19 protein-coding genes are annotated in these 24,320 nt (G+C 57.1%); 4 read left to right on the top strand and 15 right to left on the bottom strand.

Annotation, left to right across the window (positions count from 1 at the left end):
- Positions 1 to 30: 30 nt before the first annotated feature.
- Genes Q8R39_03890 through Q8R39_03880 form a run of 3 tightly spaced genes read right to left on the bottom strand, consistent with a single transcriptional unit; the run spans position 31 to position 2,616 of the window.
- The gene (locus tag Q8R39_03890; GenBank protein ID MDP3735541.1) at positions 31 to 1,518 is read right to left on the bottom strand and encodes a S41 family peptidase; all 1,488 of its coding nucleotides are present in this window, start codon (positions 1,516 to 1,518) and stop codon (positions 31 to 33) included.
- On the bottom strand, positions 1,469 to 1,786 hold the full coding sequence (locus tag Q8R39_03885) for a hypothetical protein (GenBank protein ID MDP3735540.1): 318 nt from the start codon (positions 1,784 to 1,786) through the stop codon (positions 1,469 to 1,471). The genes Q8R39_03890 and Q8R39_03885 overlap by 50 nt, the downstream gene beginning before the upstream one ends.
- A 56-nt stretch (positions 1,787 to 1,842) precedes the next feature.
- Complete coding sequence (locus Q8R39_03880) at positions 1,843 to 2,616, bottom strand: hypothetical protein (GenBank protein MDP3735539.1); 774 nt, start codon at positions 2,614 to 2,616, stop codon at positions 1,843 to 1,845.
- Positions 2,617 to 2,764: 148 nt separating this feature from the next.
- On the opposite strand from Q8R39_03880, the gene Q8R39_03875 reads away from it, so the two are divergent.
- Together Q8R39_03875 and Q8R39_03870 are read left to right on the top strand one after the other, a co-directional pair.
- The gene (locus tag Q8R39_03875) at positions 2,765 to 3,598 is read left to right on the top strand and encodes a hypothetical protein (GenBank protein ID MDP3735538.1); all 834 of its coding nucleotides are present in this window, start codon (positions 2,765 to 2,767) and stop codon (positions 3,596 to 3,598) included.
- 41 nt (positions 3,599 to 3,639) lie between these two features.
- A complete protein-coding gene (locus Q8R39_03870; GenBank protein MDP3735537.1) occupies positions 3,640 to 5,763 on the top strand; it encodes a hypothetical protein in 2,124 nt (707 codons plus the stop codon).
- A gap of 60 nt (positions 5,764 to 5,823) precedes the next feature.
- Here the strand turns inward: Q8R39_03870 and Q8R39_03865 are convergent, their stop codons facing one another.
- Positions 5,824 to 6,255, bottom strand: coding sequence for an HIT domain-containing protein (locus Q8R39_03865; GenBank protein ID MDP3735536.1), 432 nt, complete (start codon positions 6,253 to 6,255; stop codon positions 5,824 to 5,826).
- A 78-nt stretch (positions 6,256 to 6,333) separates the two neighbouring features.
- Positions 6,334 to 9,048, bottom strand: coding sequence for a cation-transporting P-type ATPase (locus tag Q8R39_03860; GenBank protein ID MDP3735535.1), 2,715 nt, complete (start codon positions 9,046 to 9,048; stop codon positions 6,334 to 6,336).
- Positions 9,049 to 9,735: 687 nt separating this feature from the next.
- Here Q8R39_03860 and tsaD point away from each other — a divergent pair.
- Positions 9,736 to 11,028, top strand: a complete 1,293-nt coding sequence (tsaD, locus tag Q8R39_03855) for a tRNA (adenosine(37)-N6)-threonylcarbamoyltransferase complex transferase subunit TsaD (protein ID MDP3735534.1) — start codon at positions 9,736 to 9,738, stop codon at positions 11,026 to 11,028.
- A gap of 201 nt (positions 11,029 to 11,229) precedes the next feature.
- Here tsaD and Q8R39_03850 read toward each other — a convergent pair whose 3' ends face one another.
- The 5 genes from Q8R39_03850 to Q8R39_03830 all read right to left on the bottom strand — a co-directional run bounded on the left by Q8R39_03850 (position 11,230) and on the right by Q8R39_03830 (position 16,532).
- A complete protein-coding gene (locus Q8R39_03850) occupies positions 11,230 to 11,583 on the bottom strand; it encodes a hypothetical protein (GenBank protein ID MDP3735533.1) in 354 nt (117 codons plus the stop codon).
- Positions 11,584 to 11,729: 146 nt separating this feature from the next.
- The gene (locus Q8R39_03845; protein ID MDP3735532.1) at positions 11,730 to 13,106 is read right to left on the bottom strand and encodes a S8 family peptidase; all 1,377 of its coding nucleotides are present in this window, start codon (positions 13,104 to 13,106) and stop codon (positions 11,730 to 11,732) included.
- A 31-nt stretch (positions 13,107 to 13,137) separates the two neighbouring features.
- Positions 13,138 to 14,778 (bottom strand): lysine--tRNA ligase, encoded by a 1,641-nt coding sequence (gene lysS / locus Q8R39_03840; GenBank protein MDP3735531.1) that lies wholly within the window; start codon positions 14,776 to 14,778, stop codon positions 13,138 to 13,140.
- Between the two features lie 141 nt (positions 14,779 to 14,919).
- Positions 14,920 to 15,270: a hypothetical protein gene (locus Q8R39_03835; protein ID MDP3735530.1), complete on the bottom strand. Its 351-nt coding sequence runs from the start codon at positions 15,268 to 15,270 to the stop codon at positions 14,920 to 14,922.
- Positions 15,271 to 15,548: 278 nt separating this feature from the next.
- Positions 15,549 to 16,532, bottom strand: coding sequence for a D-2-hydroxyacid dehydrogenase (locus Q8R39_03830; GenBank protein ID MDP3735529.1), 984 nt, complete (start codon positions 16,530 to 16,532; stop codon positions 15,549 to 15,551).
- 106 nt (positions 16,533 to 16,638) lie between these two features.
- On the opposite strand from Q8R39_03830, the gene Q8R39_03825 reads away from it, so the two are divergent.
- Positions 16,639 to 17,928 (top strand): PLP-dependent aspartate aminotransferase family protein, encoded by a 1,290-nt coding sequence (locus tag Q8R39_03825; protein MDP3735528.1) that lies wholly within the window; start codon positions 16,639 to 16,641, stop codon positions 17,926 to 17,928.
- 93 nt (positions 17,929 to 18,021) lie between these two features.
- Here Q8R39_03825 and greA read toward each other — a convergent pair whose 3' ends face one another.
- From greA to Q8R39_03800, 5 genes are all read right to left on the bottom strand, one after another.
- Positions 18,022 to 18,483 (bottom strand): transcription elongation factor GreA, encoded by a 462-nt coding sequence (gene greA, locus Q8R39_03820; GenBank protein MDP3735527.1) that lies wholly within the window; start codon positions 18,481 to 18,483, stop codon positions 18,022 to 18,024.
- A 74-nt stretch (positions 18,484 to 18,557) separates the two neighbouring features.
- Complete coding sequence (locus tag Q8R39_03815; protein MDP3735526.1) at positions 18,558 to 21,257, bottom strand: AAA family ATPase; 2,700 nt, start codon at positions 21,255 to 21,257, stop codon at positions 18,558 to 18,560.
- A 469-nt stretch (positions 21,258 to 21,726) separates the two neighbouring features.
- On the bottom strand, positions 21,727 to 22,674 hold the full coding sequence (locus Q8R39_03810) for a trypsin-like peptidase domain-containing protein (GenBank protein MDP3735525.1): 948 nt from the start codon (positions 22,672 to 22,674) through the stop codon (positions 21,727 to 21,729).
- A 194-nt stretch (positions 22,675 to 22,868) separates the two neighbouring features.
- Positions 22,869 to 23,585, bottom strand: coding sequence for a DUF3105 domain-containing protein (locus tag Q8R39_03805; GenBank protein MDP3735524.1), 717 nt, complete (start codon positions 23,583 to 23,585; stop codon positions 22,869 to 22,871).
- 89 nt (positions 23,586 to 23,674) lie between these two features.
- Positions 23,675 to 24,320: hypothetical protein (locus Q8R39_03800; GenBank protein ID MDP3735523.1), on the bottom strand; the 646-nt coding region annotated here is incomplete at its 5' end.

The raw sequence follows: 24,320 nt of genomic DNA, 5'->3' as shown, positions 1-24,320 counted from the left end.
TCACGTCGCTCCCTAGTTACTGATTACCAGTTACTGATTACTCGTCCCTAAAATTTCAATCGCCTTATCAAGTTGTGGATCGCGCTCGGCCTCGATGTCTTCCTCCGTTATCTCGACAACGACATCCGGCGTGATCCCTGACTCAGAGATTGACACGCCGTTTGGCGTGAGCCAGCGGGCAATCGTGAGCTTGAGCGCCGTGTCATCGGTGATGCCAATCAGCTCCTGCACGGAGCCTTTGCCAAATGTCTTCTCTCCAACAAGCGTCGCGATGCCGTGCTCCTGGAGTGCGCCGGCGACGATCTCGGAGGCTGAGGCACTCCCGTTGTTGACGAGAATCACCATTTGCAGATTATCATTAAACACGTCGTAACCCTGCGAGCGGTGTACCCTGCCCTCGACTCCTCCTGAGAGCTCCTCTTTCACGACCACTTTTCCCGCAGGCAGAAAGTAGCTCGCGACCTCCACGGCGGCGTCGAGAAAACCGCCCGGATTCCCCCGAAGATCGAGGATGAGCTTGTTCGTCGTGCCGAGCGCGATAAACTCGCGGAGCGCGCGGCGGAATAAGTCGGGAGACGTCGCGGTAAAGTTAAAAAGGCGGACAATAAAAACGCCGCGCGTTTGCTCTCCGACACGCTCCCCTCCCTCGCCCGGAGTGAGAGCAGCGCTCCCAGACTTGCTCTCGGTCTCGATCGTCGGAATCTCGATCACGTCGCGCACTATTGTAAACTCGAGCGGCTTTTTCTCACCCTCGCGCACCACGGTGAGCTTCACCGCAGTACCTTTCTCCCCCCGAATGAGCGAGACAGCCCTCTCAAGCGACATGCCGGAGGTCGGCGTGCCGTCTATCTCAACCACCTTGTCTCCGGTGCGGATGCCAGCGCGCTCGGCAGGGGTACCCTTGAGAGGCGCGATCACGGTGAGTGTGTCGTTGCGCATCCCGATCTCCATGCCGACGCCGCCGAAGTTCCCGGTGAGCGTCTCCTGAAAGAGCTTGTACTCCTCGGGATCTAAAAAGACCGAGTAGGGATCATCGAGCGAATCGGTCAATCCCTTGATCGCACCGTAGACTTTTTTCTGGTCGTCTGCCCCATTGCCCGAGACGTACTTTTCGTTGATAGTATTCCACGAACGCCAGAAGGGCTCGAAATCAACCGTCTCCGGCTTTAATTCTTCTTTGTTTTTAACTCCAACCGCCGCCTCTATCGCGGGGCGGTTCGTCACGCCGACATAGGTACCCGCAACAAACGCGCCGGCAAGCATCAGGATGCCGGCAAGCGCGGGGAGAAACAGGGCTCCTTTTGTCCCATTCTCATAAAGTCGCATGATAAATAGTATACGCACAAACTTCTGGTACGGCAAACTACAGTCTTCTATTGAATTCTCCCGATTATCTTCACTCAAAAGAAAAAACAAAGCCGGCTCCTCAAAGGAAGCCGGCTCCATAATGATGCGACGCTGTGTCACTCTACGCGCGCTGACGCCGTTTGTACGCTGCGTAGTACTGTCTGCGGCCATTAATCTTTCGTTCCTTTTCTACCCTCTTGAGAAAAGTTTGTGGGAGCTGCGAACTCTCTAGAGCAGATTTTGCTTCAGCGATGATATCGAGGTAGTCTGCTTTTTCAACAGTATAATGCGTACTAGCCGAAGAACCACCAAGGTCTTCGATAATCGCCATGAGCAGCGACGTCAGGTAAACCTCCGGCGGCTCTTCCCTTGTTTCTGGATGGTCAAACTCCAGTGCTATGTCTTTCACTAGAATCTCGATCACGCTTGGTAATGCCATAGAACCTCCTCATGAATGTAGTGTTCATCATTTCCTCTAGCACTATACCGAATACATCACTGCCGCACAACCCTGTTTACCCCGAGGTTAAAGAAGCTGGTCACCCAAATTTCATCCTCCCGCGTTCCGCGCCGTACAACTTCACGCCAGAATCTGCGCACGAGAAATCCAAACACCAAGAGAGCACAGTCGTCTATCCACTTGGCGAGCTGGCGCATGATAGGTTTGTAGTACTGAAGGGCGAAAGCACGCTTCGCTTGGGGCCATGGTTCGTGTCGCGTCATGAACTTTTGCTCTTCCGACTCATGCCAGTAAAACTGCTCTGCGAGCAGGTATGAGTCGCTAATCGCCCACGCAATCATGGCTTGCAGGACGTCACCCATAGACCGCTCTGCGATGAGCCGTCGTACGCTCCTCCTGATATGATTCTCCGGACGAAAGACAAGCCGCACCACCTGTGTCAACTCATCGTCCGGTTGGTCACGACGCGGGTTCCTGTAGACGCCATCAACTTCATAGATTGACCAACCAGCGATCACACTTCGATATCGTGCGATGCGTTGATGCGCTTCCGCGACCGTGATCGCTGTAGTACGGGGATGGGTCCTTCTGTATTGATTGGGATCGAAGAGATTGGTGTAGTCCTGCAATTCGACCAACAGGCTCGCTGCATTCGTTGTCAAGTCACGCTTCACTACACTTTCTTTGAGACTTGCCTCCAGCGCGAGATAAATTCGGCTCATGTACACGACCTTCTTTGGAAAGAAAATCTCCGCGTAGATGGCCCGCTCACTCATGCGAAAGCGATAGGGTGCTGTGGGCACTGCCATTCTCTCTTCCTTTAGATTTCATTGTGAACAAAAAACAGGGACGTTTTCAAGCCTAAATTATGGTAACACACCAGGGTTCACACGTCAAACGCCCGTCGAATTTATCGCGCTTCGCAAAAGCCCAAAAATATGCCATCATGGGTGCATCATGCGGATACCGAAAAACCCTACGGTTCTCATAAGCGCAATCGCGCTTGCGCTCGGGATTATCCTTGGTCTCGCCGCGCTTTTTCAGAGCGGCTGGCGGGTTGGGCGCGGCGGCCTCGCGCGCATAACGCGCGGAAAAGCCTGCGTGACCGCGCCGCTGGCGGCCTCCGTACTCTATGTAGACGATACACAAGCAAAGACAAGCCGCGCGAACGAGCAAAAGCTCTGTGAGAGCCTGGCGGAAGGTGAGCACATGCTCCTCCTTGGAGCACCGGGGACCTCGCCCTGGTTCAAGAAGGTCGTCATTGACGGCACGACGCAAACGCGCTCCTACCACGCGTTTACGATCGCGCAGGATTTTCCACACGTCACGCTCGATCCAGGAACAGAAAAATATATCGTAGCCCAAAACGCGCTCGTTACATTCCTCGTGCCGACACAGGCTGCTCCGCTGCGCTCCGCAGATGGGGCTCTCGCGGTGTGGTACGATCCTACCACTCGTGAGCTCGTTTCGGAGTGGCGTGGCGATGAGACAGCGCTCCCCGTCGGATTCTGTGAAGGAGGTGCGTGCGCAAGCACGATTACGCTTCTCTCAAACGTCACCAAGCCACCACGCGCTTTGGCGTTTGCGCCTGGGCGCGACGACGTTCTCCTCATCGCCATAGGCAAGGGCGTCTATGCGCTTGAAATCACCGCAGCACCAGAGCGTAACTTCCAGTCGATCTATTTCGGTGAATCGCCTCGGTTTGTGCGCTCCAACACTGACACTGCGACGCTCTACATCGGCGACGGACCAAAAATTTTCTCAATCACATTACACAACGCGGGGTTGTAAATTTGGAAATTGGTTATTGAAAATTAGAAATTGTGTACACCATGTATGTCCTCGACGTCATCCCCATCGCAAAGGCGGTCGGCAGAGAAACCCTCACCTACTTTACCTCCGAGCGAGTATCGTCTGGCATGCTCGTGTCGGTGCCGCTCAGAGCGCGAAAGATCCCGGCAATTGTAACCGCAGTCGAAGACGTGCGCGGCGCAAAATCGCGCATCCGCTCGCTCGAGCACGAGCTCCGTCGCATTGAGAGCCTTGAGGCAGCGCGTTTCCTCCTCCCTTCCTTCATCGCCGCGGCAACAAAGACTGCGCGCCTCGCCGCCACAACGACGGGGAGCGTCATTTTTGACCTTATCCCCAAGCCGGTTCTCGAACATGCGCGGGAGATCTCGGGCGCGCCGACCAAAAACGCAAACGTTCTCTTTCCCTTTGCGTCTTCTGCAACAGTCACGGGAACGATGCTCGCCCCGCCTGAACCAGAAATCGTGCAAGCGCCGGAGGACGAGCGAATGGCAGTGTATCGGCGCCTCATACGCGAGGCTCTCGTAAAAGAGGAGTCGGTCATGGTGCTCGCGCCGACCGTCTATCTCGCGCGTCGTCTCGCGCGCACGCTCTCAAAAGGGATCGAGCAATACTCCATCTTGATCCACGGCGAGATCAAGCCGCGCTCATCTTTTGTCTCGCTCTGGCGCCGAGCACTCGAGGAGCCCCACCCACTACTCATCGTCGGGACGGGTAGTGCACTCAGCCTCCCGAGGCGAGACTGTGCTGTCTATATACTCGAGGAGGAAGGGTCACGCAGTTACAAGCACCTCGCGCGGCCTTTCCTCGACATACGCAGCGCGACAGAGGAGGTGTGCCGCGCCGCCCGTGCGCGTTTCGTGCTCGGCTCTGCACTGCTCCGTGCTGAGACGCTCTACCGCGCCGAGTCGGGAGAGGCGCACGCTCTGGTCCCGCCCACGCTCCGACCGCTCACCGCCGCGCGGATGGTACTTGTTGACATGGCGAAAAAAAAGAACGCGCCGCCACAAGGCAGGGCGAGTGCCTCCCGCCGCGCGATGCTCTCCGAGGAAGCAGAGGCGCTGATCCACCGGAGTACCGAGGCAGAGGAGCGCGTGCTTATTTTCACCGCGCGGCGCGGGCTCGCGCCGACGATAGTCTGCGGCGACTGCGAGCGCGTCGTGCTCTGCCGCCGCTGCTCCGCCGCGGTAGTACTCCACAGCGCGCCGCGGCGCAATGTCTTCTTGCCTCGGAATTTCAATTCCGAGGCAGAGGAAGGGGGTCCGGGGAAACCCGAGTATTCCCCGTGGAGGAAAGCACCCACCAGCAAAGTTTCAGAAAGAAACTTTGCTGGTGGGGCTGGAAACCGAGGGTTTCCAGAGAACAGAGAGCCGAGCGAAGCGAGGCCTCTGTTCCGCTGCCACCGCTGCTCTCTTGAGCGCGACGCGCACGAGACATGCGTGAATTGCGGCGGTTGGAAGCTCGTTGCGCTCGGCGTCGGCACGGAGATCGTTGCAAATGCGGTCCGCGCTCGTGTGCCGGAAGTACCCATCACGCGAGTAGACGGGGACAGCACGCCGAGCGCTCCGAAGGCCGAAAAAGCGGTGCGCACCTTTCTCGACTCGCGAGCTGGCATTCTCATCTCAACCGAAATGACGCTCCCTTACCTCACCGACGATATCGAGCATATCGTCGTCGCCTCGCTCGATTCGCTCCTTGCCCTTCCCGACTTCCGCATGAATGAGCGCGTCTTTCACCTCCTCCTCACCCTCCGCTCGCGCGCGCTCAAAACATTTCTTATTCAAACCCGAAGCCCCGGACACCGCCTTTTTTCTCAAGCGCTCTCCGGCCACACGAGCGACTTTATCCGCGAAGAGCTTGCGGAGCGCAAACGCTTCGGCTATCCGCCGTTCACGACGCTGGTGAAAATCTCGCGCGCCGGAGCGCGCGAGGCGCTCATAAAAGACATGGAGCACATCAAAACGATGCTCGCCGCGTATACGCCGGTCATCTACCCCGCGCCGACAAACACACCGCGCGGCAACACGCAGATGCACGCTCTCCTCAAAATCCCCCGCGCTCTCTGGCCGGACGAGGCACTCCTCGGGCTCCTCAGCACTCTCTCACCTACCTTTGCGATCGATGTCAATCCAGAGAGCATTCTGTAATAAGCATCCTAAAAATAGACACCGGCAGGACAAATCCTGCCGGTGTGGCATCTAGTGCTATTACCCTGGACGGGGACGGAATAAGTGCGCCATGAGCGCTCGTTCTGCTTCCCCAAGGGACTGAAACACCTCGCTCTCGTAGCGAAGACTTTTTTGATAGAGCTCGTCGTCGAGATTTCTCGGCAGCAAATGAAAGTGGACGTGGTCTACTTTGTACTCACTCTCCGAAAGAAAAGGACGAAAGTGCTGCCTCATATCGCAACCGGCTGCCCCAAGGTAGGCGATAATCTGTGCCTCATATGCCTGCATAAGAGAGAAACAATCGAGCATCTCGAGAGGGCTAAGCCAAATGATTTGCTCGACATGCCTCTTCGGAATAACCAGAAGGTGGCCCGGCATGAGGCGAGGATTACTCAGTGCGACAAAAGCAAACGCTCGCCTTTCAAGTACTACTGTCCGCTCCGGGTCTACGAGACAAAACGGGCAAGCCATAACTCCTCCTTTATTGCCCTCATCAGGGCGCAGTATGCTTCCACTAGAATAGCCGGGGATACTCCTTTGTCAAATTTTTCATTTCTGTCTTCGCCTGCGCCGAAAGACAAACCACTTGCCAACCTCAATTGTCGCAAGGTTCACGAGACCGACGCCGAGGAGGAAGAGGAGCTCGGGGGCCCCGAGAGGCACGAGCGAGAGGAGCGTGCGTACCGGCGGAAAAAAGAGCGCGGTGAAAAGGAGCGTGATTGAACTCGTGAGCGCCATGAGCAGGTAACGATTTGAAAATAGATTGAGCTTCCAGACCGGCTCGCGGAGGTTCTTCAAAGAAAATGAGAAAAAGATGGAGTCAATCGAGAGGGCGACGAACATCAGCGTACGCAATCTCGCTTCCGGAAGATCGAGCCGGAGAAAGAGAAAGTAGAGCGCAAGGAGAAGCGCCCCCGTCACCGCAGCAATCATAGCAATGAGCCAGCGCATCTCTCTCGTCACCACGATGCGCGCGGTGCTCTCGCGGGGGCTGCGGCGCATCAAGTCAGGTTCTTTCGGCTCAAAGGCAAAGGCGAAGTTCATAAACCCTTCCTCGATTATATTCGTCCAGAGGATCTGCGCAGGGAGAAGCGGCAAGGGCCCTCCTGCGATGAGCGAGCCGCCGATCACAATCACTTCGCTGAACGACGTCGAGAGGAGGTACGCCACGATTTTCTTCAGATTGTCAATGATTCGTCTGCCCTCCTCAATCGCCGCGATGATCACCGAGAAACTGTTATTGACCAGCACGATATCGGCCGCCTCCTTCGCCACATCCGTGCCACTGCCGAGCGCGATGCCGATATCCGAGGAGATGAGCGCCGGGGCGTCGTTGACGCCATCACCGGTCATCGCGACGACCTCCCCGCGATTCTTGAGCACGCGCACGAGGCGCAGTTTGTGTTCCGGGAGCATCCGCGCAAAAATTTCTGTCCGCTCCAGCGCCTCGCCGAGCGCAAGGTCCGTGAGCTTCTCCACGTCCGCGCCTGTAAGAGCGATCGCACCCCGAGGTGCAACAGAGGCTTCATACGCAACGCGGCGCGCCGTCTCGATATTATCCCCCGTCACCATAATGACGCGCGCACCTGCGCTGTGCGCCGTCTCGACCGCCGCGGCGGCATCGCTCCGGAGCGGATCGCGGAGCGCAATAAGGCCAAGAAACACGAGACTCTGAAGGAGATGCGGCTCTGCCCCATCCCCAACGCCCCTCACAGCACGATTCCCGTCCGGGATCTCTATCCACGAGACGCTGCGGTAGCCGATGCCGACAACCCGAAGGCCGCCTCGCGCGAGACGCTCGAGTTCTCCGAGAGCGCGCGCTCGATACGCCGCACTCATGCGCACTCTCCGAGAACCTCGCTCGAGAAACTGGGCGTGTTCGAGGATGAGCTCCGGCGCGCCAACCACCGAAAATCGGCTCGCTTCCTTGCCGCGAGTACCCCCCGCGCGCCCAAACGCGTGTAGTGAGCCACTGAAACGGAGTGTCGAGTCAAACGCAAGCACATCGAGTCGTGGAGTCAGGCGTTCAAGGTCAACGCGACTCACCCCCTCGGCAAGGCCTGCGGCGACGATTGCCTTCTCAAGCGGCCGGCCGTGTACGATAAATTTCTCCGGCTCACGTTCGGACTCGGTAATAAACGATTCGGCAGCAAGGATCGCAGTGCGGAGGAGCGGCTGCGCCGTCTTCTCAGCCGCTTGAAGCCCGGCTCGGTCACTCTCTTCAAGGAGCTCTGCGGGGTAGAGTGCCTCGAGCGCAACCGTGCCTTCAGTCAATGTCCCCGTCTTATCAGTAAGGATCACTGTCGTACTCCCCAGGGTCTCCGCGGCAATCAAGTTCCGCACGAGACCGCCGCGTTGTAAAATTCGCTCCATGCCAATGGCAAGCACAACCGTGACCGCTGCCGGAAGCCCGGCAGGCATCGTTGCAACGGCAACCGCGACTGATAACAGTATGACATCAACGAACGCCCTCCCCCGCACGAGTGAAAGCGCGACAATAAAAACAAGAGAGCAAACGACCGCCATGAGCATGAAGTGCGCGAGGTGGCGGAGGTTCACCTGCATCGGGGTCGGACGCTCTTCGGGCAAGATGAGCTCCGCTGCAATTTTGCCGAGCTCGGTCTCAGCGCCCGTCGCGACGACAATCCCTGCACCCCGACCGCTGACAACGAGCGTCCCCATCCACGCAATATTGCTCCGCTCAATGAGCGGCACGCCCTCCGCTCGAAGCTCCGTGTCCTTAACAACCGGTGCCCACTCGCCGGTGAGCGCCGCCTCGTTGGTGAGAAGATTGCTCGCGCTCGTGAGTCGCACGTCAGCGGGCACAGCAGCCCCCGAGGCAAGCTCTACGATGTCGCCCGTCACCAGGTCCGCCGCACGGACGACCCCGTGCCTGCCATCTCGGATCACTGTCGCGTATTGTACTTGCGAGGCCGTCAAGCGATCGAACGCGCGGGACGCGCGATTCTCTTGGAGCGTCCCGATAAACACATTGATCGCAAGCGCGATAGAGATGACGAGCGCGTCGAGAAACTCGCCGAGAATAATCGTCGCAACGCCGCCAAGGAGCAATACTGCGACAAGCGGACTCTTGAGCTGCCCGAGAACAACGCTCCCAAACGTCGCGCGCGGCCGCGCTTCAAAGACATTCGCGCCGTGAGAGCGAAGCCGCCGCGCGGCCTCGTCCATGGAGAGCCCGCGCGCAAGGTCCGCGTCAAGCTCTCGCGCGATGTCTTCGGGAGTGCGATCAGAAAAAGATGGCATAGTCGTACGAACTGTGAATTACGAGGTCCGAGACTCCGATGTCCCCCGTTCCAGTCTGAATTTCCAAATTCCAAAAAACAAGCTCCAAACAAATCTCAATATACAAATTCCAATTTCCAAACACGGACTGCGATGTGTTTGAGATTTGAGATTTGAATCATTGGAATTTGTTTGGAAATTGTTGGTTGGAAATTGGAGCGTCGTCGTGGTGTGACATCGGATGTCTCCGTCGGCAATTTAGTAATTCACGGTTACGAATGGCGCACGTACTGCTTCGTGCGTACTGCTTACTGCTTACTGCTTCAAGAAAAGTATAGCACACGCATGTTTGTTTCTGGCGCTGTGCTCAATTTGTGTGGTGTTTGGTGATTTGCAATAACCATGCGGTCGCATGGTTATTGCAAATCACGAACCGCCGAGCAAGCTGCGCGGTATGCGCGTGGTTAACTAAAGTCAAGAAACAAGATCAATGCTCTGGCTGTAATGCTTTTTACTGTTTGTGCCATTCGTTTTGGTGACATGGTGGGTATAGATAAACCGCGTGGTGCCCGCGAGAGCGAAGACTGCGACGGTATAACTGAATCAGGGGCCGCACCGATGACGCGGCCGTGAAGGATGTCGTGGACGCGCTACTTGCATAGTCCTCCTTTTTGACCATCGCGCTGAGGGCGTGTTAGCGTGAGGCACATGCGCGTTCTCGCTGTAGAGACAAGCTGCGATGAAACCGCCGTCTGCCTCATCGGGACACGCGGCGGTTTGACTCGCGCGCGACTCTCGCTACTCGGAAACAGCCTCTATTCGCAGGTCGCGCTTCACGCGCCGTTCGGGGGAGTGTTTCCGTCATTGGCAAAGAGGGAGCACGCGAAGAATCTGGTGCCGCTGCTTGAAGCGGTGCTCAGTGAGGCAACCATTCCTGAAAATGAAAAAATAAAAAAGCAAAATAAAAAATTACAATGCAAAATTCAAAATTATGACAACAAGATACGGAAACTTCGTACGATACTTGAACGTGAGGGGGAACTACTGCAACAACTACTGAGCGCATTGCCAAAAATTGTGTCGAGAAAACCACCGGTTAACGCCATCGCGGTTACCTACGGCCCCGGACTCGAACCTGCGCTTTGGGTCGGGATCAACTTTGCCCGCGCGCTCTCGGTCCTCTGGGACGTGCCGGTAATACCAATCAACCATATGGAGGGGCACGTCGTTTCGGCGCTTCTGCACCGAAACGACGTGCCGTCCCCAATTACCAGTTACCAGTTACTAGTCCCTAAATTCCCCGCCCTCGCTCTCCTCGTCTCCGGCGGGCACACCGAGCTCGTGCTCATGCGCGATTGGCTCGACTACCGAGTGGTCGGCGAAACGCGCGACGACGCGGCTGGTGAGGCGTTCGATAAGGTCGCCCGTATGCTCGGCCTCCCCTATCCCGGCGGCCCCGAAATCTCCCGTCTCGCCGAAAAAGCCAGGAAACGTCGATCAGAAATCAGAAATCAGAAATCAGAAATCGGGTTACCACGTCCAATGCTTCACTCCCCCGATTTCGACTTTTCTTTCTCCGGCCTCAAAACCGCCGTCCTCTACCTACTCAAGGCACCTGTCCAACACCGCGTGTTACATAAAAAAGTTCAACATACGGCATCGGACACGTTATTAACAAAAATGATGGCGCTCGAGTTTGAGAATGCGGTAGTCGAGGTCTTGGTCGCAAAAACACTTCGCGCCGCACAACACTTCGGTGCACACACGGTGCTCCTCGGCGGCGGGGTCGCGGCAAACATGCACCTGCGCCGAGAACTTGAACGCTCCCTCATGCTCGAGTGCCCGAAAACTCGGCTCCTCCTCCCGAACCCTTCCCTAACCGGCGACAACGCCATCATGATCGCGGCCGGGGCGCACATTCGCCTTGCGAAGCTCGGCCTCGACTCGTTCCGTGTCAATCCAAAACTTCGCGCGCAAGGCAACCTTCGGCTGAGCTCATAAGGGACAACGTAAGTGCTCACCGATATAAGCGATAGCACAAGTGCACCGCATAAAATTTACGATAATTTACGATCGTGAATTATTGTAGATCCAACGCGATACGCATCCGCGATTATGATTGTATTCAAAAACAAACCGCCCCGCCTGCATATCGTATAGCAGGTGAGGCGGCTAAAAAAAAGGACGAAGCAACGCGACACGCTAGGGCGTGTACTCAAGCTCTCCGGCCCGAAGTTTGGCGATAATATCTATAGCCGGCAGAAGATTCAGATGCAGAAGCTCGGTTTTTTCAATAAGCCCCAGAGGAATTTGAAGCTCTTCGGCGATGACGGCTCCCGACCGAAAGTTGTCGGTTTGTTGTTCGAACTCGATGATTTTTTTGTAAGCCTTCGCCGCCTGGCCGTAATAGCCAACGACGACCATGCCCCAAAAACAACCACACCATTTCCCTCCGCTCGTTTTCTCCAAGTAATCACCGTGGCTCTCGCGTATGATCTTGCTACCATTCTCCGCGAGATCCGCAATCAGAAATTCCTGTTGCCTGAATTGCTCCATTTGACTGCTCCTTCTCTAAGACAGCGGGTTCTGAACTACGAACATGTCCAAACAGAAACTACCATAAGTATGTCAAAATGTCAACTTCCGCAGGGCCTTTCGGCCCTGCGGAAGTGTAATATCATTTCTAAAAACTATGCCCAGTCTTACGGCGCTGGCGGTGTAGTCGTACTCCACCCAAGTGCTCGCACAGCATCCACAATGCCGTAGCCGAACTGGTCATCGCGACCTGCAGTGCCGAGGTCGTCCGCAGTGCTCTCGAGCGCCGCGCGGACATCGGCCGGAGTCCTCGCGTTCCCGTTCGCAATCACCAAGGCCGCCACTGCCGCGACGTGCGGCGAGGCCATCGAGGTGCCATTAAAAAACCAGTAACCGAAGGCATTCGTGCGCTTCGTGTTCGGATTGAACGTCTGTTGCAGCACGCCGTCGCTGTACCCGTCGCCGTTTTGATCAAGGCCGAGGTCGCCGCCCGGCGCCACGATATCGAGCGAGGCGCCATAGTTTGAGTAGGGGGCGCGCGTCTCGTCGTAGCGCGTCGCGCCGACCGCGATCACGTAGTCATCGTAGGCAGCGGGATAACCAACGGCTCCATTGTCATTTCCGCTCGCAGCGACGATGGTCACGCCCTTCCCGTGTGCATAGGCAACCGCGTCACGCAACACATTTGAAGCAGGCCCGCCGAGTGAGAGGTTGATCACGTCTACGCCCTGGTCCGCAGCATAGCGAATGCCGTTTGCAACGGCCGTGTAACTACCAGAACCATTTTTATCAAGCACTTTCACCGGCATGAGGCAGGTCTTAAATGCGAGCCCGGCAACGCCGCTTCCATTATTGCTGCTCTGCGCGATTGTACCAGCGACGTGTGTGCCGTGCGAGTTGTCGTCATTCGGGTGTAAGTCATTTTCTATAAAATCCTTACCCGGAACGAAACACGTTGCGGCAAGATCGGGGGCCTGGTAGTAACGCTTGACGCCTTTCTTGAAGTTTTCATACGCAATGCCGGTGTCCACCACCGCGACGACTGCACCAGCCCCGGGAGTACCCGGCGCGCCAAGCGCCTGCCATGCATCTTCTGCCTCCACGCCGCCATAGGTCGGATTATCGAGGTGCCACTGGAGACCGTAATAGGTATCGTTCGGCGCCCAGAATGCATGCGCGACATAGTTTGGCTCAGCATACGCAATGTCTGCACGCGATGAGAGTGCACGAGCATGTCTCTGGGCCTGTCCTGTCGGAACCTTCAGGACTCGAAATGGCTCAGAGTCATTCTTGTACTTCACCACCACCTCGTCCTGCACGAAATCGCCGACCGAAACAGTCTGCGCCGCAACGTTGTCGAACATTTCCGCCGCCACAACGCGAATGTCCTCACGCACGCCCTCAAGGTGCTCCAGCGTGCGCGTAATGGTGCTGCTGATAAAAAACGTTGCTGCATCGGCTACCGGCGCGAGGGCGAGGAGGCCGACCAAAACGAACGTACCCCCGACACGGACAGCGGAAGAAGAACGAATAAAAATACTCATAACAGAGGAGCAGTGGCAGACCACCGTCGTATTAAATTAAGCTAATAAGTAACCCTATACTACTAACACCGGCGGAGTTGTCAAGTGCGCTCTCCGCGAGGCGCGAGAGGAGGAGTTCACGATCAAGCGCGCTGAGGAACCAGCCGGCTTTCGGGCCGTAATTTTTGCCGAGAAAAATCGTGTAGAGCGCGCCGAAGAATTCCTTGGGTGCGAGCTCGTGGTGCGAACGGATGTCGTGGAGTGCCGTGTGCAGGGCATCGCCATCAAGCGCCGCGTGTGTCTCGATATATTCGAGCACATCTTGGAGCGCTGCGCGCACCTCACGTGAGAACCCCCGCGCTTCCTCAGGGAGCGTCTCAGTAAGTGCAAAGCGGTACTGCTCGCTTGCGTACTGCGCAAGCCAGTGTCTTGCATACTTAGCGCGGGATCGAAGCTCCTCCTGGTCTTCTTCCGAGAGCGCGGTGCCTTTGAGATGCTCCGTCTCGCGTGCGAGATCCATGTGCGGCATCTGCACCACGAACGCCACATGCGAAAAGCGCGGGCGGAAAACGTCGCGAAGCTCGGCGTGCAGCGCCGGAGCGTGCGAGAGGAGGAACGCGCGCGCATAATCATCGTCTTTTGTGCCAAAATAGTGCCCGGCGTAGCGGTCGAAGAGGTCAAAGAGTGCGGGAATGGTGTCGCCCTCGGGGTTAAACTCGATCGCCTCGCGGGGCTCTTTCGCGAGCATGAGAAATCTGAGGAGCTCCGGCGGCAGAAGGTCCGCGACCGCCCGCGCTGAGGCACCAACGCCCTTTGACGAGGACATTTTCCGGCCGCCGATAATCAGGTGTTCGTAGGGGATGTCAAAGGGCGGCTCGCGGCGGAATACCTCGTGCGAGATGCTGTCCGCGACATCGCGCGCGCCGCCCTTGGTCGCGTGGTCCTTCCCTGCCCCCTCAACCGCGACGTCAAAGACAGAGAACTTCGCCGCCCACTCGACTTTCCACGGGAGCTTAGCCCTGCCGTCAAAGGGGGAGATCCGCCCTCGCACGTCACACCCTCGGGTCCACTCGACGTGCGTCGGAGAGCAGTGGTACGCAACAGTCTCGCCGTCAAAATCGCTCGCTTCGGTCGTGCTAATTTTGCCGCAGCGCTCGCAGAGCACATGGAGCGGTAGCCAACCTAGCGGCCGCTCGGAGCCGGAGACCCGCCTGTAAATCTCGCGGACTGCCTCAGCGTTCTTGAGCACAGCGCGGATCGCGTCGTTGTAGCGGCCGGAGCGATATGCCTCGCTTGATCGTACATACTCCGGAGCGAACCCCAGTTCCGTAATCACTCCGATAAAGTCATCCGCAAACTGCTCGGCAAAATTTTTCGATGTGCCGTCCGGCGCCGGAATATCGACGAGTGGTTTACCAAGGTACGGCTCAAAGCGCGCGCGCTCGAGCGATGCGGGGATGTCATCCATTGGATCAAAGTCATTGATCTCGTAGAAAAAGCGCGCGCTCACCCCACGCTCGGCAAGAACCTCCGCAATAATCCCATGAATCACAACGCCCCGGAGCGACCCTACGTGAACTCTGCCGGACATCGTCTTCTCGTCGCGCACGACAAGAACGCTACCCGCCGCAAGCTTCTCCCGAGAGCGGGCGTCATGCAAAATCTCATCACTCATTCGATCAGGCCAAAACATACGCGATATATTGTACCACGCTCTCACTCACCTGACCCAATCCACAAAAGGCGTATCGGTGTCCCGATACGCCTTTTTCTTTCTCGCACATTGTCTCTATGGGCCAAAAAGCAGACCTGCCTACTGGCAGGCAGACCCGCGTCAGGTGCTCTTCATAATGTCCTCGTAACTTTGCACCGTATGCGGCACCCACTTGAAGGCAATCGCGGCTTGTCCCCGACGTACACAATCTTCATAGGTGAGGTCAGGCACTATAATCTTTTGCACTGCGCCGATCTCGCCTTTCATGACGTCGGGAATAATGAATAACCCCGTCCCAAGTGTGTGTTCGTCAATGCCCTTGAGCCAAATCGCCTCGGTTTGATTGCGGGCACGGAGCGCGGATTGTAAAAGCTCATGCACCAACGGCGTCACCGACGTACCCAGCGCACGAGCAAGGCCTTCAATCCGCGCACTCATCATCTCGTCGAGTTCAATCCGCCAAACACTCATGACGTCGTCTCCTTTATGGCCCTATAGCTGCCAGTCCGATACCTCTGATATAGAAGATAACAAAAAAACCACTTTTGTAAACTACCTGCAAGTAACCGCTCGCACCTTTTATTTTTGTGCATTGCGAGAGGTGTTTAGGAAATGGCGAGCCGAGTAGAAAAATGCAGCTGTCTGAGGCCTCCCAAAAGGGAGGCCGAGTTCTGCATTTTGCGTCAAGCGAGGCGACACCATTTCGAAAAGACCGAAGCACGAGCACAAAAATAAAAGGCGTGAGCGGTTCAATACCCCACTATTTTATCGACTTCAGTCGGGAGCGGAGAGCCATCGAGAAACGCCCGGAGGTTGTCGCAAAAAAGCGAGACCGCTCGATTCATGTACTCTCCGGAAAGGCCCGAGTGATGCGGGGTAATGATCACGTTCTCCATACCCCAGAGCGGGCTATCGCTCGGCAGGGGCTCCGGATCAGTCACGTCGAGCGCCGCGCCAAAAATTTTCTTCGCGTTGAGCGCATCGATCAGCGCCGCCTGGTCGATAATGCCACCCCGGCCGATGTTTATAATGACGGAGCTCGGCTTCATTAGCGCAAACCGCTCCGCGCTAAAAAAATGGTGCGTCTCCGGCGTGTACGGGAGCGTGATAACGACAAAATCCGCCTCCGGCAGCATCGCGTCCATATCGGCAGTGACGCCTATGCGCTCCACAAAAGCCGATTTCTCCCGCGCCCCTCGAGCCACCGCGCTCACGTGCGCGCTGAAGGCCGCCGCGAGGCGCGCGGTCTCCGCGCCTATCGCGCCTAAGCCGACAATGAGCACGTGTGCGTCGCGCAGCTCACCGAGCGTCTCGTCCTTCTGCCAGACATGCGCGGCCTGGTTTTTGAATGTTCGATAGAAGCCGCGAGTGAAGAGGAGCAGGAAGCCGAGGATGTGCTCGGCGATCGGCGTCGCGTGGATGCCGGAGGAGTTGCTGAGGAGAATATCGCGCTCTCGAATGTCGGGCGTGAGCACGCGGTCGACGCCGGCCGAGAACGAGTGTACCCACCGGAGGTTCGGAGCATTTGCAAAGTCAGGCATCGCGCTCGGAAACCCGGCGATTACGTCAACATCGGCGAGGTTTACTGTCGCGTCCTCGGGGAGCGCTACGACAACCTCCGCTCTCCCCGCTGCCGCTTCCTCGATCTGCCGCAGATGTACCTCGCGAAAAGTATGCGGCCCGAGCGGCACGCCCGGTGATTCAGTGGCGTAAGGAATGATGAGAATTTTCATATGTCTTGGTCTATACAATTACCCCTCTTTCGTCTATACTGAGGGCGGATGAGATACTGTTCAGTAACCTTCAAAACACAACAACGGCTGAACAAGGAGTATACCGATGCTTGGCAGAAAAATAAAGAAGCCCAATGGGGCAGAGCGAGAAGTCCATCCAGAGACCTATATACAAAACGGCGGTTTTGAAGCAGGATGGTCGGAATACGCACACGTTTTGCCGATCTACCAGACCACGTCATTTGGCTCGCCGTCTGCTGCTGCGAGCAAAGAAATGTTCGATCGCCTTGCTGGAGCGCTGCCAGCGCGCGATGGTCCCGGCGACTTATTCTACACCAGGTACAATAACCCGAATTTCGAGGTTCTGGAAGACCGCCTATCGGTCGTCATCGCAGGTGCTGAAAAAGCGGTGCTTTTTTCAAGCGGCATGGCAGCCATAGATACGGTGTGCCGCGCCTTTCTCCGCCCGGGCGATGGACTGATCTTCAGCGCTCCACTCTATGGCGGAACGTACGGACTCTTCACGGGAGATTATCGAGAGTGGGACATCAAAAGCGCTCCGTTCCCTTCCTATGCTACCCAAGCAGATCTACTAAGAGTCTGCTCGCGCATCGGGGGAGCGGAAAAACTCCGCATGATTTGGGTCGAATCTCCCGGGAATCCGCTCCTCACCCACACTGATATACCGCTCTGCGTCACACTCGCGAAAGATTGTGCAGGCGTATACGGTAGAAGAGTTCTTGTTGTCGTCGACGACACATTTCTGGGCCCGATCTACCAGCAGCCGCTCGAGCTTGGCGCTGATATCAGCGTCTACTCTGCCACAAAGTATCTGAATGGAAGCGGCACGGTGACGGCGGGCGCTGCCGCAGGCTCGAGCAATGATATGGCGCTCATTCGGACCAAACGGTCCCACTACGGGCCCATCATGAGCCCGCGGGACGCATCAGAGCTCATGGAGAATCTCAAAACGCTCTATCTGCGCATGCGACAGCATACAGAAAATGCCCGCTTCCTCGCGCCTCGTCTACGCACACACAGGAAAGTGCGCTACATGTGGTATCCAGAATTTGATGCCGCAACCAACGAACTCGCTGCCAAGGTCATGGAGCACAATCGGTGCAGCTCTTCAGGCGCCATGATCTCATTTACGGTACACGGGGGTGTTAAGGCAGCACGGCTCTTTTTAGACAACTTGCGCATTGTTGCCCAGATGGTGAGCCTCGGCTGCACGGGCTCCATCGCGTGCATACCGGCAGATACGACCCACCGCGGCATGCCGATCGAGGAGCGCAGGCGGCTCGGCATCCCAGATGATCTCATACGCCTCTCGGTCGGCATAGAAGATCCAGAGGACCTGTGGTGGGACATCGAAACCGCACTTGATGCTGTCTAGGGATTCGCCCTTCGCCCCGAGAATCATATTCTCGGAGCGCCGTCTTTGTCGTCCGCAATGCTTGCCGCTTGTTGCATGCTGCTCGCACGAGCGCTACTTCACCTCGATCACCTCATACTCCGCCTCGCCGCCCGGGGTGCTGACGCGGATACGCTCGCCTTTGCTCTTGCCGATAAGCGCCGCACCGATCGGCGAGCTGTCCGAGAGCTTGCCCTCGGCCATGTTCGCCTCCTCGGAGCCGACGATGCGAAACGTACGCGACTCCGTATCGCCTTTCTTTCGGATCACGACGGTCGAGCCGACATCAATCGTACTCGACTGGCGGTCGCCGATGATGACCGCGTGCTTGAGGATCGTCTCGAGGCGCGTAATGCGCTCCTCGAGGCGCGCTTGCTCCTCGCGCGCTTGCTGATACTCGGCATTCTCCGAGAGATCGCCGAGCGACTTCGCATACTCAAGCTGCTCGGCGACTTCACGTCGCCGAGCGGTTTTAAGTTCCGTGAGCTCACGCTCGAGCTCCGCGTATTTTTCTTTGGTGAGTTGTTGTTTGTCCATTTGTTGAAGAGTAGAAGGTGGAAAGTAGAGAGTGGAAAGTGGTACGCAAAGTTCTACCCTCTACTTTCCACCCTCTACACAAGCGCCGGTTCGCTCTCGCGCACCACGCGTTTCCCGGTGCGCTTTTTCTTCGCCTCAACCACAAGCTCGCTCTCGCCTTTCATCGCAACCGTGATCTCGCCGCTCTCGAGCATATTCTTTCCAATCATGAGCGAGGCGATCGGGGTGAGGATCTTGCTCTGGATGACGCGCTTGAGGGGCCGGGCGCCGTAGCGCGGATCGTACCCCTGCCGGGCAAGGTAGGCGCGCACCTCCGAAGTAACCGAGAGCCCTATGTGCTTTGTCGCGAGCCGATCAAGAACTTTCTGTATCTGAATATCAACGATCTCGGCAATCACCGCCGGATTCAGAATATCAAAGACGATAATCTCGTCGAGACGATTCAGAAACTCGGGGCGGAAATGGTCTTTGAGCGCGGCGAGCACGCGCTCTTTCGCATCCGCATACTGCGCGCCGTCACCCTCCTCGCTCGCGCTGAAACCAAGCCGCTCCATCTTGTCTATAAACTGCGCGCCGATGTTTGAGGTCATAATAATAATCGCATTTTTAAAATTGACGGTGCGCCCCTGGGCATCCGTGAGCCGGCCGTTGTCGAGCACCTGGAGGAGAATGTTGAACACCTCGGGATGCGCCTTCTCGATCTCGTCAAAGAGGATGACCGCGTACGGCCGGTGCCGCACGGTCTCGGTGAGGGTACCGCCCTCGCCGTGGCCCACATAGCCCGGCGGCGCACCGATCATCTTCGAGATCGCGTGGCGCTCCATGTACTCGCTCATATCAACCCTGACGAGCGCCTTCTCGTCATTGAACATGAACTCGGCGAGTGCGCGGGTGAGCTCGGTCTTGCCGACGCCGGTCGGGCCGAGGAAGATAAACGAGGCAATGGGACGGTCGGGGTCGGCGATGCCAGCGCGCGAGCGGCGCACCGCGTCCGCGATTTTACCAATCGCATCTTTCTGCCCCACCACGCGTCGACTGAGCGCCTCCTCCATCCGCGAGAGCTTCGCCGCCTCCTCCTCGAGCATCCGCGCAACGGGAATACCGGTCCAGCGCGCGACCACGTCCGCGATCTCCTGCTCGGTAATATCTTCTTTGAGGATCCGGCGCGCGCTCTGGAGCTTTTTAAGACGCTTCGTTTTCTGCTCAATCTCGCCGACGAGCGCCGGGAGCTCGACGTAGCGAATCTCCGCCGCCCGTGAGAGGTTCGCTCCCGCCTCCGCTCGATCCGCCTCAATTGTGAGCTGCTCGACTCGCTTCTTGCGCTCACGAATCTCAAGCAGGGTCTCGCGCTCGTTCGTCCAGCGCATCTCAAGCTCGCGCGTCTCCTCCTTGCGATCGGCTATCTCGCGATCAATCTCCTCGAGCCTACCGCGTACCTGCTTCTCGTCAGTCGGGTCATTGGCGAGGTCTTTCTTGAGCGCCTCTTTCTCGATCTCGAGCCGCATGATCTTACGATGCGTTTCCTCGAGCGCCGGCGGCTTATTCTCGAGCGAAATCCGGAGCGAGGATGCCGCCTCATCTATGAGATCAATCGCCTTGTCCGGAAGAAAGCGGTCGGTGATGTAGCGGCTTGAGAGCTCGACCGCCGCGACGATCGAGTCGTCCGTAATGTGGATGCCGTGATAGATCTCGTACTTCTCCTTGAGGCCGCGGAGGATGGCAATCGCGTCCTCGATCGAGGGCTCCTGTACGTAGATCGGTTGGAACCTGCGCTGGAGCGCGTGATCTTTGTCTATGTAGCGGTGGTACTCGCGGGTTGTCGTCGCGCCGATCACCCGAAGCTCCCCGCGCGCGAGCGCGGGCTTCAGCATGTTCGAGGCGTCCATCGAGCCCTCGGCGGCCCCGGCGCCGACAATGGTATGAAGCTCGTCTATAAAGAGAATGACCTTGCCCTCGGAGCGCTCGACGTCGCGCATGATGCTCTTCAGGCGCTCTTCAAACTCGCCGCGGTACTTGGTACCGGCAATGAGGAGCCCCAAGTCGAGCGAGACAAGCTCTTTGTCTTTGAGCATATCCGGCACGTCGCCCGCTGCCATCCGGATCGCAAGCCCCTCGGCGATCGCGGTCTTGCCGACGCCTGCCTCGCCGATCAGCACCGGATTGTTCTTCGTGCGGCGCGAGAGGATTTGAATCAGACGGGCGATTTCATTGTCGCGGCCGATGACGGGGTCGAGCTTGTTCTCGCGCGCGAGCTGGGTCAGCGAGCGCGTAAATTTCTGGATTGCGCGGAGCTGTTTTGCGCTCGAGGCCGCCTCCGGGGTTTTGCTCGAGCGAAGGTCTTTTAAGATCCGCAGCACCTGCTCTTGAGAGAGGTTGAAACGCTGGAGGATCTCGCGCGCTTTCGAGGGCACCTCGAGTACCCCGATGAAGAGGTGCTCGGTCGAGACGAGCTCGTCGCCGAGGCTCCCCGCGAGCTTCACCGAGCGCTCGAGAATCTGCGCGAACTCGGGCGTGAGGTAGAGCTGGTAGGATGGCGCGAGCACTGCGCCCTGCTCATGGCCCTCGAGCGAGTCGGTAAGCGTGTCGGTGAGGTGCATGATATCCACCTCGAGCTTCTCGAGGATCGAGAAAATCACGCTCTCTTCCTGCAAGACGAGCGCGACCAGAAGGTGCATCGGCGTCACGTGGTTCTGTCCACGCTCGATCGCGAGCTCATGCGCGCGCTTGATCGCGTCGCGGGCCTTTTGGGTGAAGTTGTTAAATGCGGGAGGCACGGTGTACACAATTTCTAATTACCAATAACCAATTCCCAATGAAATTCCAATTTCCAAAGTTTAAAATTTCAAACACGACGACCTGGCCTGCGCAGCAACAGTCGTGTTTGGAAATGCGGATATTTAATGAGCAACTTTTTCATGGGAGCATTGAATCGACCCTTGCGCTTATGCTGAAGAACGATGCGATAATACCTGCTATAGAAAACACGGCCGCGAAAAATAAAAACCAACCGAGATTTTTATTTCTTCCCTTCTCTAGAAATATCGCCCCATTTATTAAAAGCATAACCGCAAGAAGTGTTTGCGCAATAAGTAACGCTATACTTGATTGCAAATTGGTTGAAGTCGAACCGTTTATTAGTACCCAAACCGCAGGTACTATAATCAGTCCAGAAATTACTATCAGAATAAATTTTAAATATTTAGGACTCATGACGTCTATCGCTCTTTATTGTAGCAACATGAACTATCGCCTGTCAAGCGAACGCGGGACGGCCGGTGAGACGGCGGCAAGCAAACGTGCAAGCCCCTCTCCCGCAATATATTCCCGTGTGTCGGGGCCGGACGGGGAGGTAACCGCGAGCGCGACGAACTCGCCGAAGATATTAAAGACCGGCGTGCCCGGGAGCATATCGCCCGTGGTGAGTGTGGTCTCAATGCGCTCGACCGCGGGAGCGACGGGACGCACCGGTGTCGTGCCCCCTGCAGCGGTTTCATTCTCGCCCGAAACGCCGTTCTGATTTTCGTCGGTCACTAATGCCGAGATAATGCCGATCGCGACCGAGGTGCGCCTCGCGCCGCCGAGGGCGATCACGGTTTGGCCAAGCTTGAGCGCTGTGGCGTCCGCAAACACGGCTGCGGCAAATTTTCGGTCAGGCGTCGGGACGCTCTCCGAGCTCGTCGCGGTTTCGCTGAGTTTGAGGAGAGCAATGCCTGTATCGCCCGTACCAGGAAAAGCAATGAGCGAGTAGGACGTACCGTCGCTTAAGGTTGCGCGGAGCGCACTCGGCGCAGGTGGGAGCAGGGCGGCGTCGGTGGCCACGATGCCGGACTCTCCGACAACGACGCCGAGGCCGACGAACTCATCCTCGCGTGCGACTCCCAGGCGCGCGCTGATGCGCACCAGTGTCGCTGAGTTTTTTGCGATCGTGCTCGTGATCAAATCCTCTTCCTTCACCACGACCGTCGTTTCTTTTATTGTGTTTGTCGTGGCTTGTCGTTGGCTCTTCTCGGAAACGGGCACCGCCTCGCGCACGGTCTCAACCGTGCGCTCCACAATCCGGTTGATCGTCTGCACCACCGGCTCCGGCGCCTGTTCCATCAGCGTTACCGCAACAATGCCAGTTGCCATCGAGGTTACGAAGGATACCAGGAGCGCGAGGAGAATGAGTTGGGTCTTAGTGAGGTCTTCCATCGAAAATTTTCAATTATCAATTTTCAATCAATTTTGCAATGACTCAATTTTCAAACACGACGTCGTCCGTCATTGCGTCATTGAAACATTGAAAATTTATTGAAAATTGCTCATTGAAAATTGAATACTGCACCGCGTGTCAATACAGCAAAAATCTATACCGCCTACCTTCCACATGTACAGCCACTGCCGTGTTAGATTCCTCCATGCTGCCCGGCGGGAATTTTCTCCGGGCCGCGGCCGCGGTACCGCGCGATAAAGTCGCGGATGCGCTGCTCGGTGACTGCGTCGAGCCCACTATCCGCGAGGTTCGATGCATCGCGAGGCTCGAGATTGAACGCGTCGAGTCGGCCCCACGCGGCAAGCGCAATATCGGTCTCATTTGCCTCACGCGCGGTAACGACGACCCACTCGCTCCCAAACTTACGGAGCCCCTCGCGCACACTCTCCCCGACGCGCGGATCATAAGAGACCCAAACCAGCCCGTGCTCAAGAGAATGTACCAAATTTTCATCGGCAATCGCCTCTTCGCGAAATCCGGGATGGGCCGGCGTGTCATAGTGTGGCCCTGAGGTCGGCGGGTTTGAGTTGTAAGGCACGTGCTCTGCCCCAGCACTGATATGCTGGCGTCCCTGATCCGGTATGGTGCGGCTCATGTCCTCGGTCTGCGGCGTAGTATTCGAAACGAGCACATACAGGCCGTAGCCGACGACGATGAGCACAACGATCCAGACGAACACGCGCATCGAGCGCTTTGGTTTCGCGGCAGATAGATCGCGACCGCCACCTACCGCCTGCGAAGCGCGCTTCGCCTCTCTGCGCCGCTCGTAAACTTGTTTAGCACTTTCGACAACGGGAGGTTGAACTGTCGACTCGAACGCTCCATTTTGTTGCTGCGCTTCTTCTGGCATAGGGTGTATACAGGGCTGGCTCATGGCACCGTACCACTAGTATCGCACGCGTGCCATTATCCCGCAAGAAAAACAAAAGCGATACCTCCTTACCGTACCTCAAAATGAATATGATTGACGCTCGAGTCTGTACATGCCGTTTCTCCGCTGCTGTTCTCGCAGATCACTTTACTGACCGCGGGTATGGTCTGAAGTTTTGCAGAGAGGGCCGAATAACTCACCGAAGGAGCGCTTATGTCCACCGCTCTCAAGGCATAATGCTGCGATGTTGGACTATGACTTCCGGTGGAGATACTAGTAACAGTAAAACCGACGCCTTCCTGGGCAAGAAATAGAAGGGTATTGAGCGCATTCGGGTTGAGCGTGGCCGTGCCTGACTTGCATGCTATCGGGCTCGTATTGCAGCCACTGCTGCAGACCGTCAGAGGCACGCCGGCGCTCAATTCTGAACGATTCGTAACAGCGCTCACCTGCGCTCCAGCCGCGTTAAAACAACTACCACTGGTAGCGCCCTGCCATTGTGCCGCAGGAAGGGTGCTTAACAGGGCGAGCGTCTCTTTGTTTTGCTGAAATGGATCTCCTGCCGGTGGTGGTGGCGGAGGCGGCGGGGATTCGGTCGGTGGCGGCGGTGTCGTCCCTCCCACCTGCGCCGCCTCGCATTTGGACACATCGTACTTATCAGTAGTCCAAAAATTCAGGTTCTGCCCGGTGAACGTGCGGAGGATGAGATCAACG

Source organism: bacterium (assembly GCA_030697645.1).
Classification (GTDB): Bacteria; Patescibacteriota; Minisyncoccia; order Phycocordibacterales; family VMGT01; genus JAUYPI01.
The sequence above is the reverse complement of the archived record's forward strand: the minus strand, read 5'-3'. Positions and strand labels throughout refer to the sequence as shown.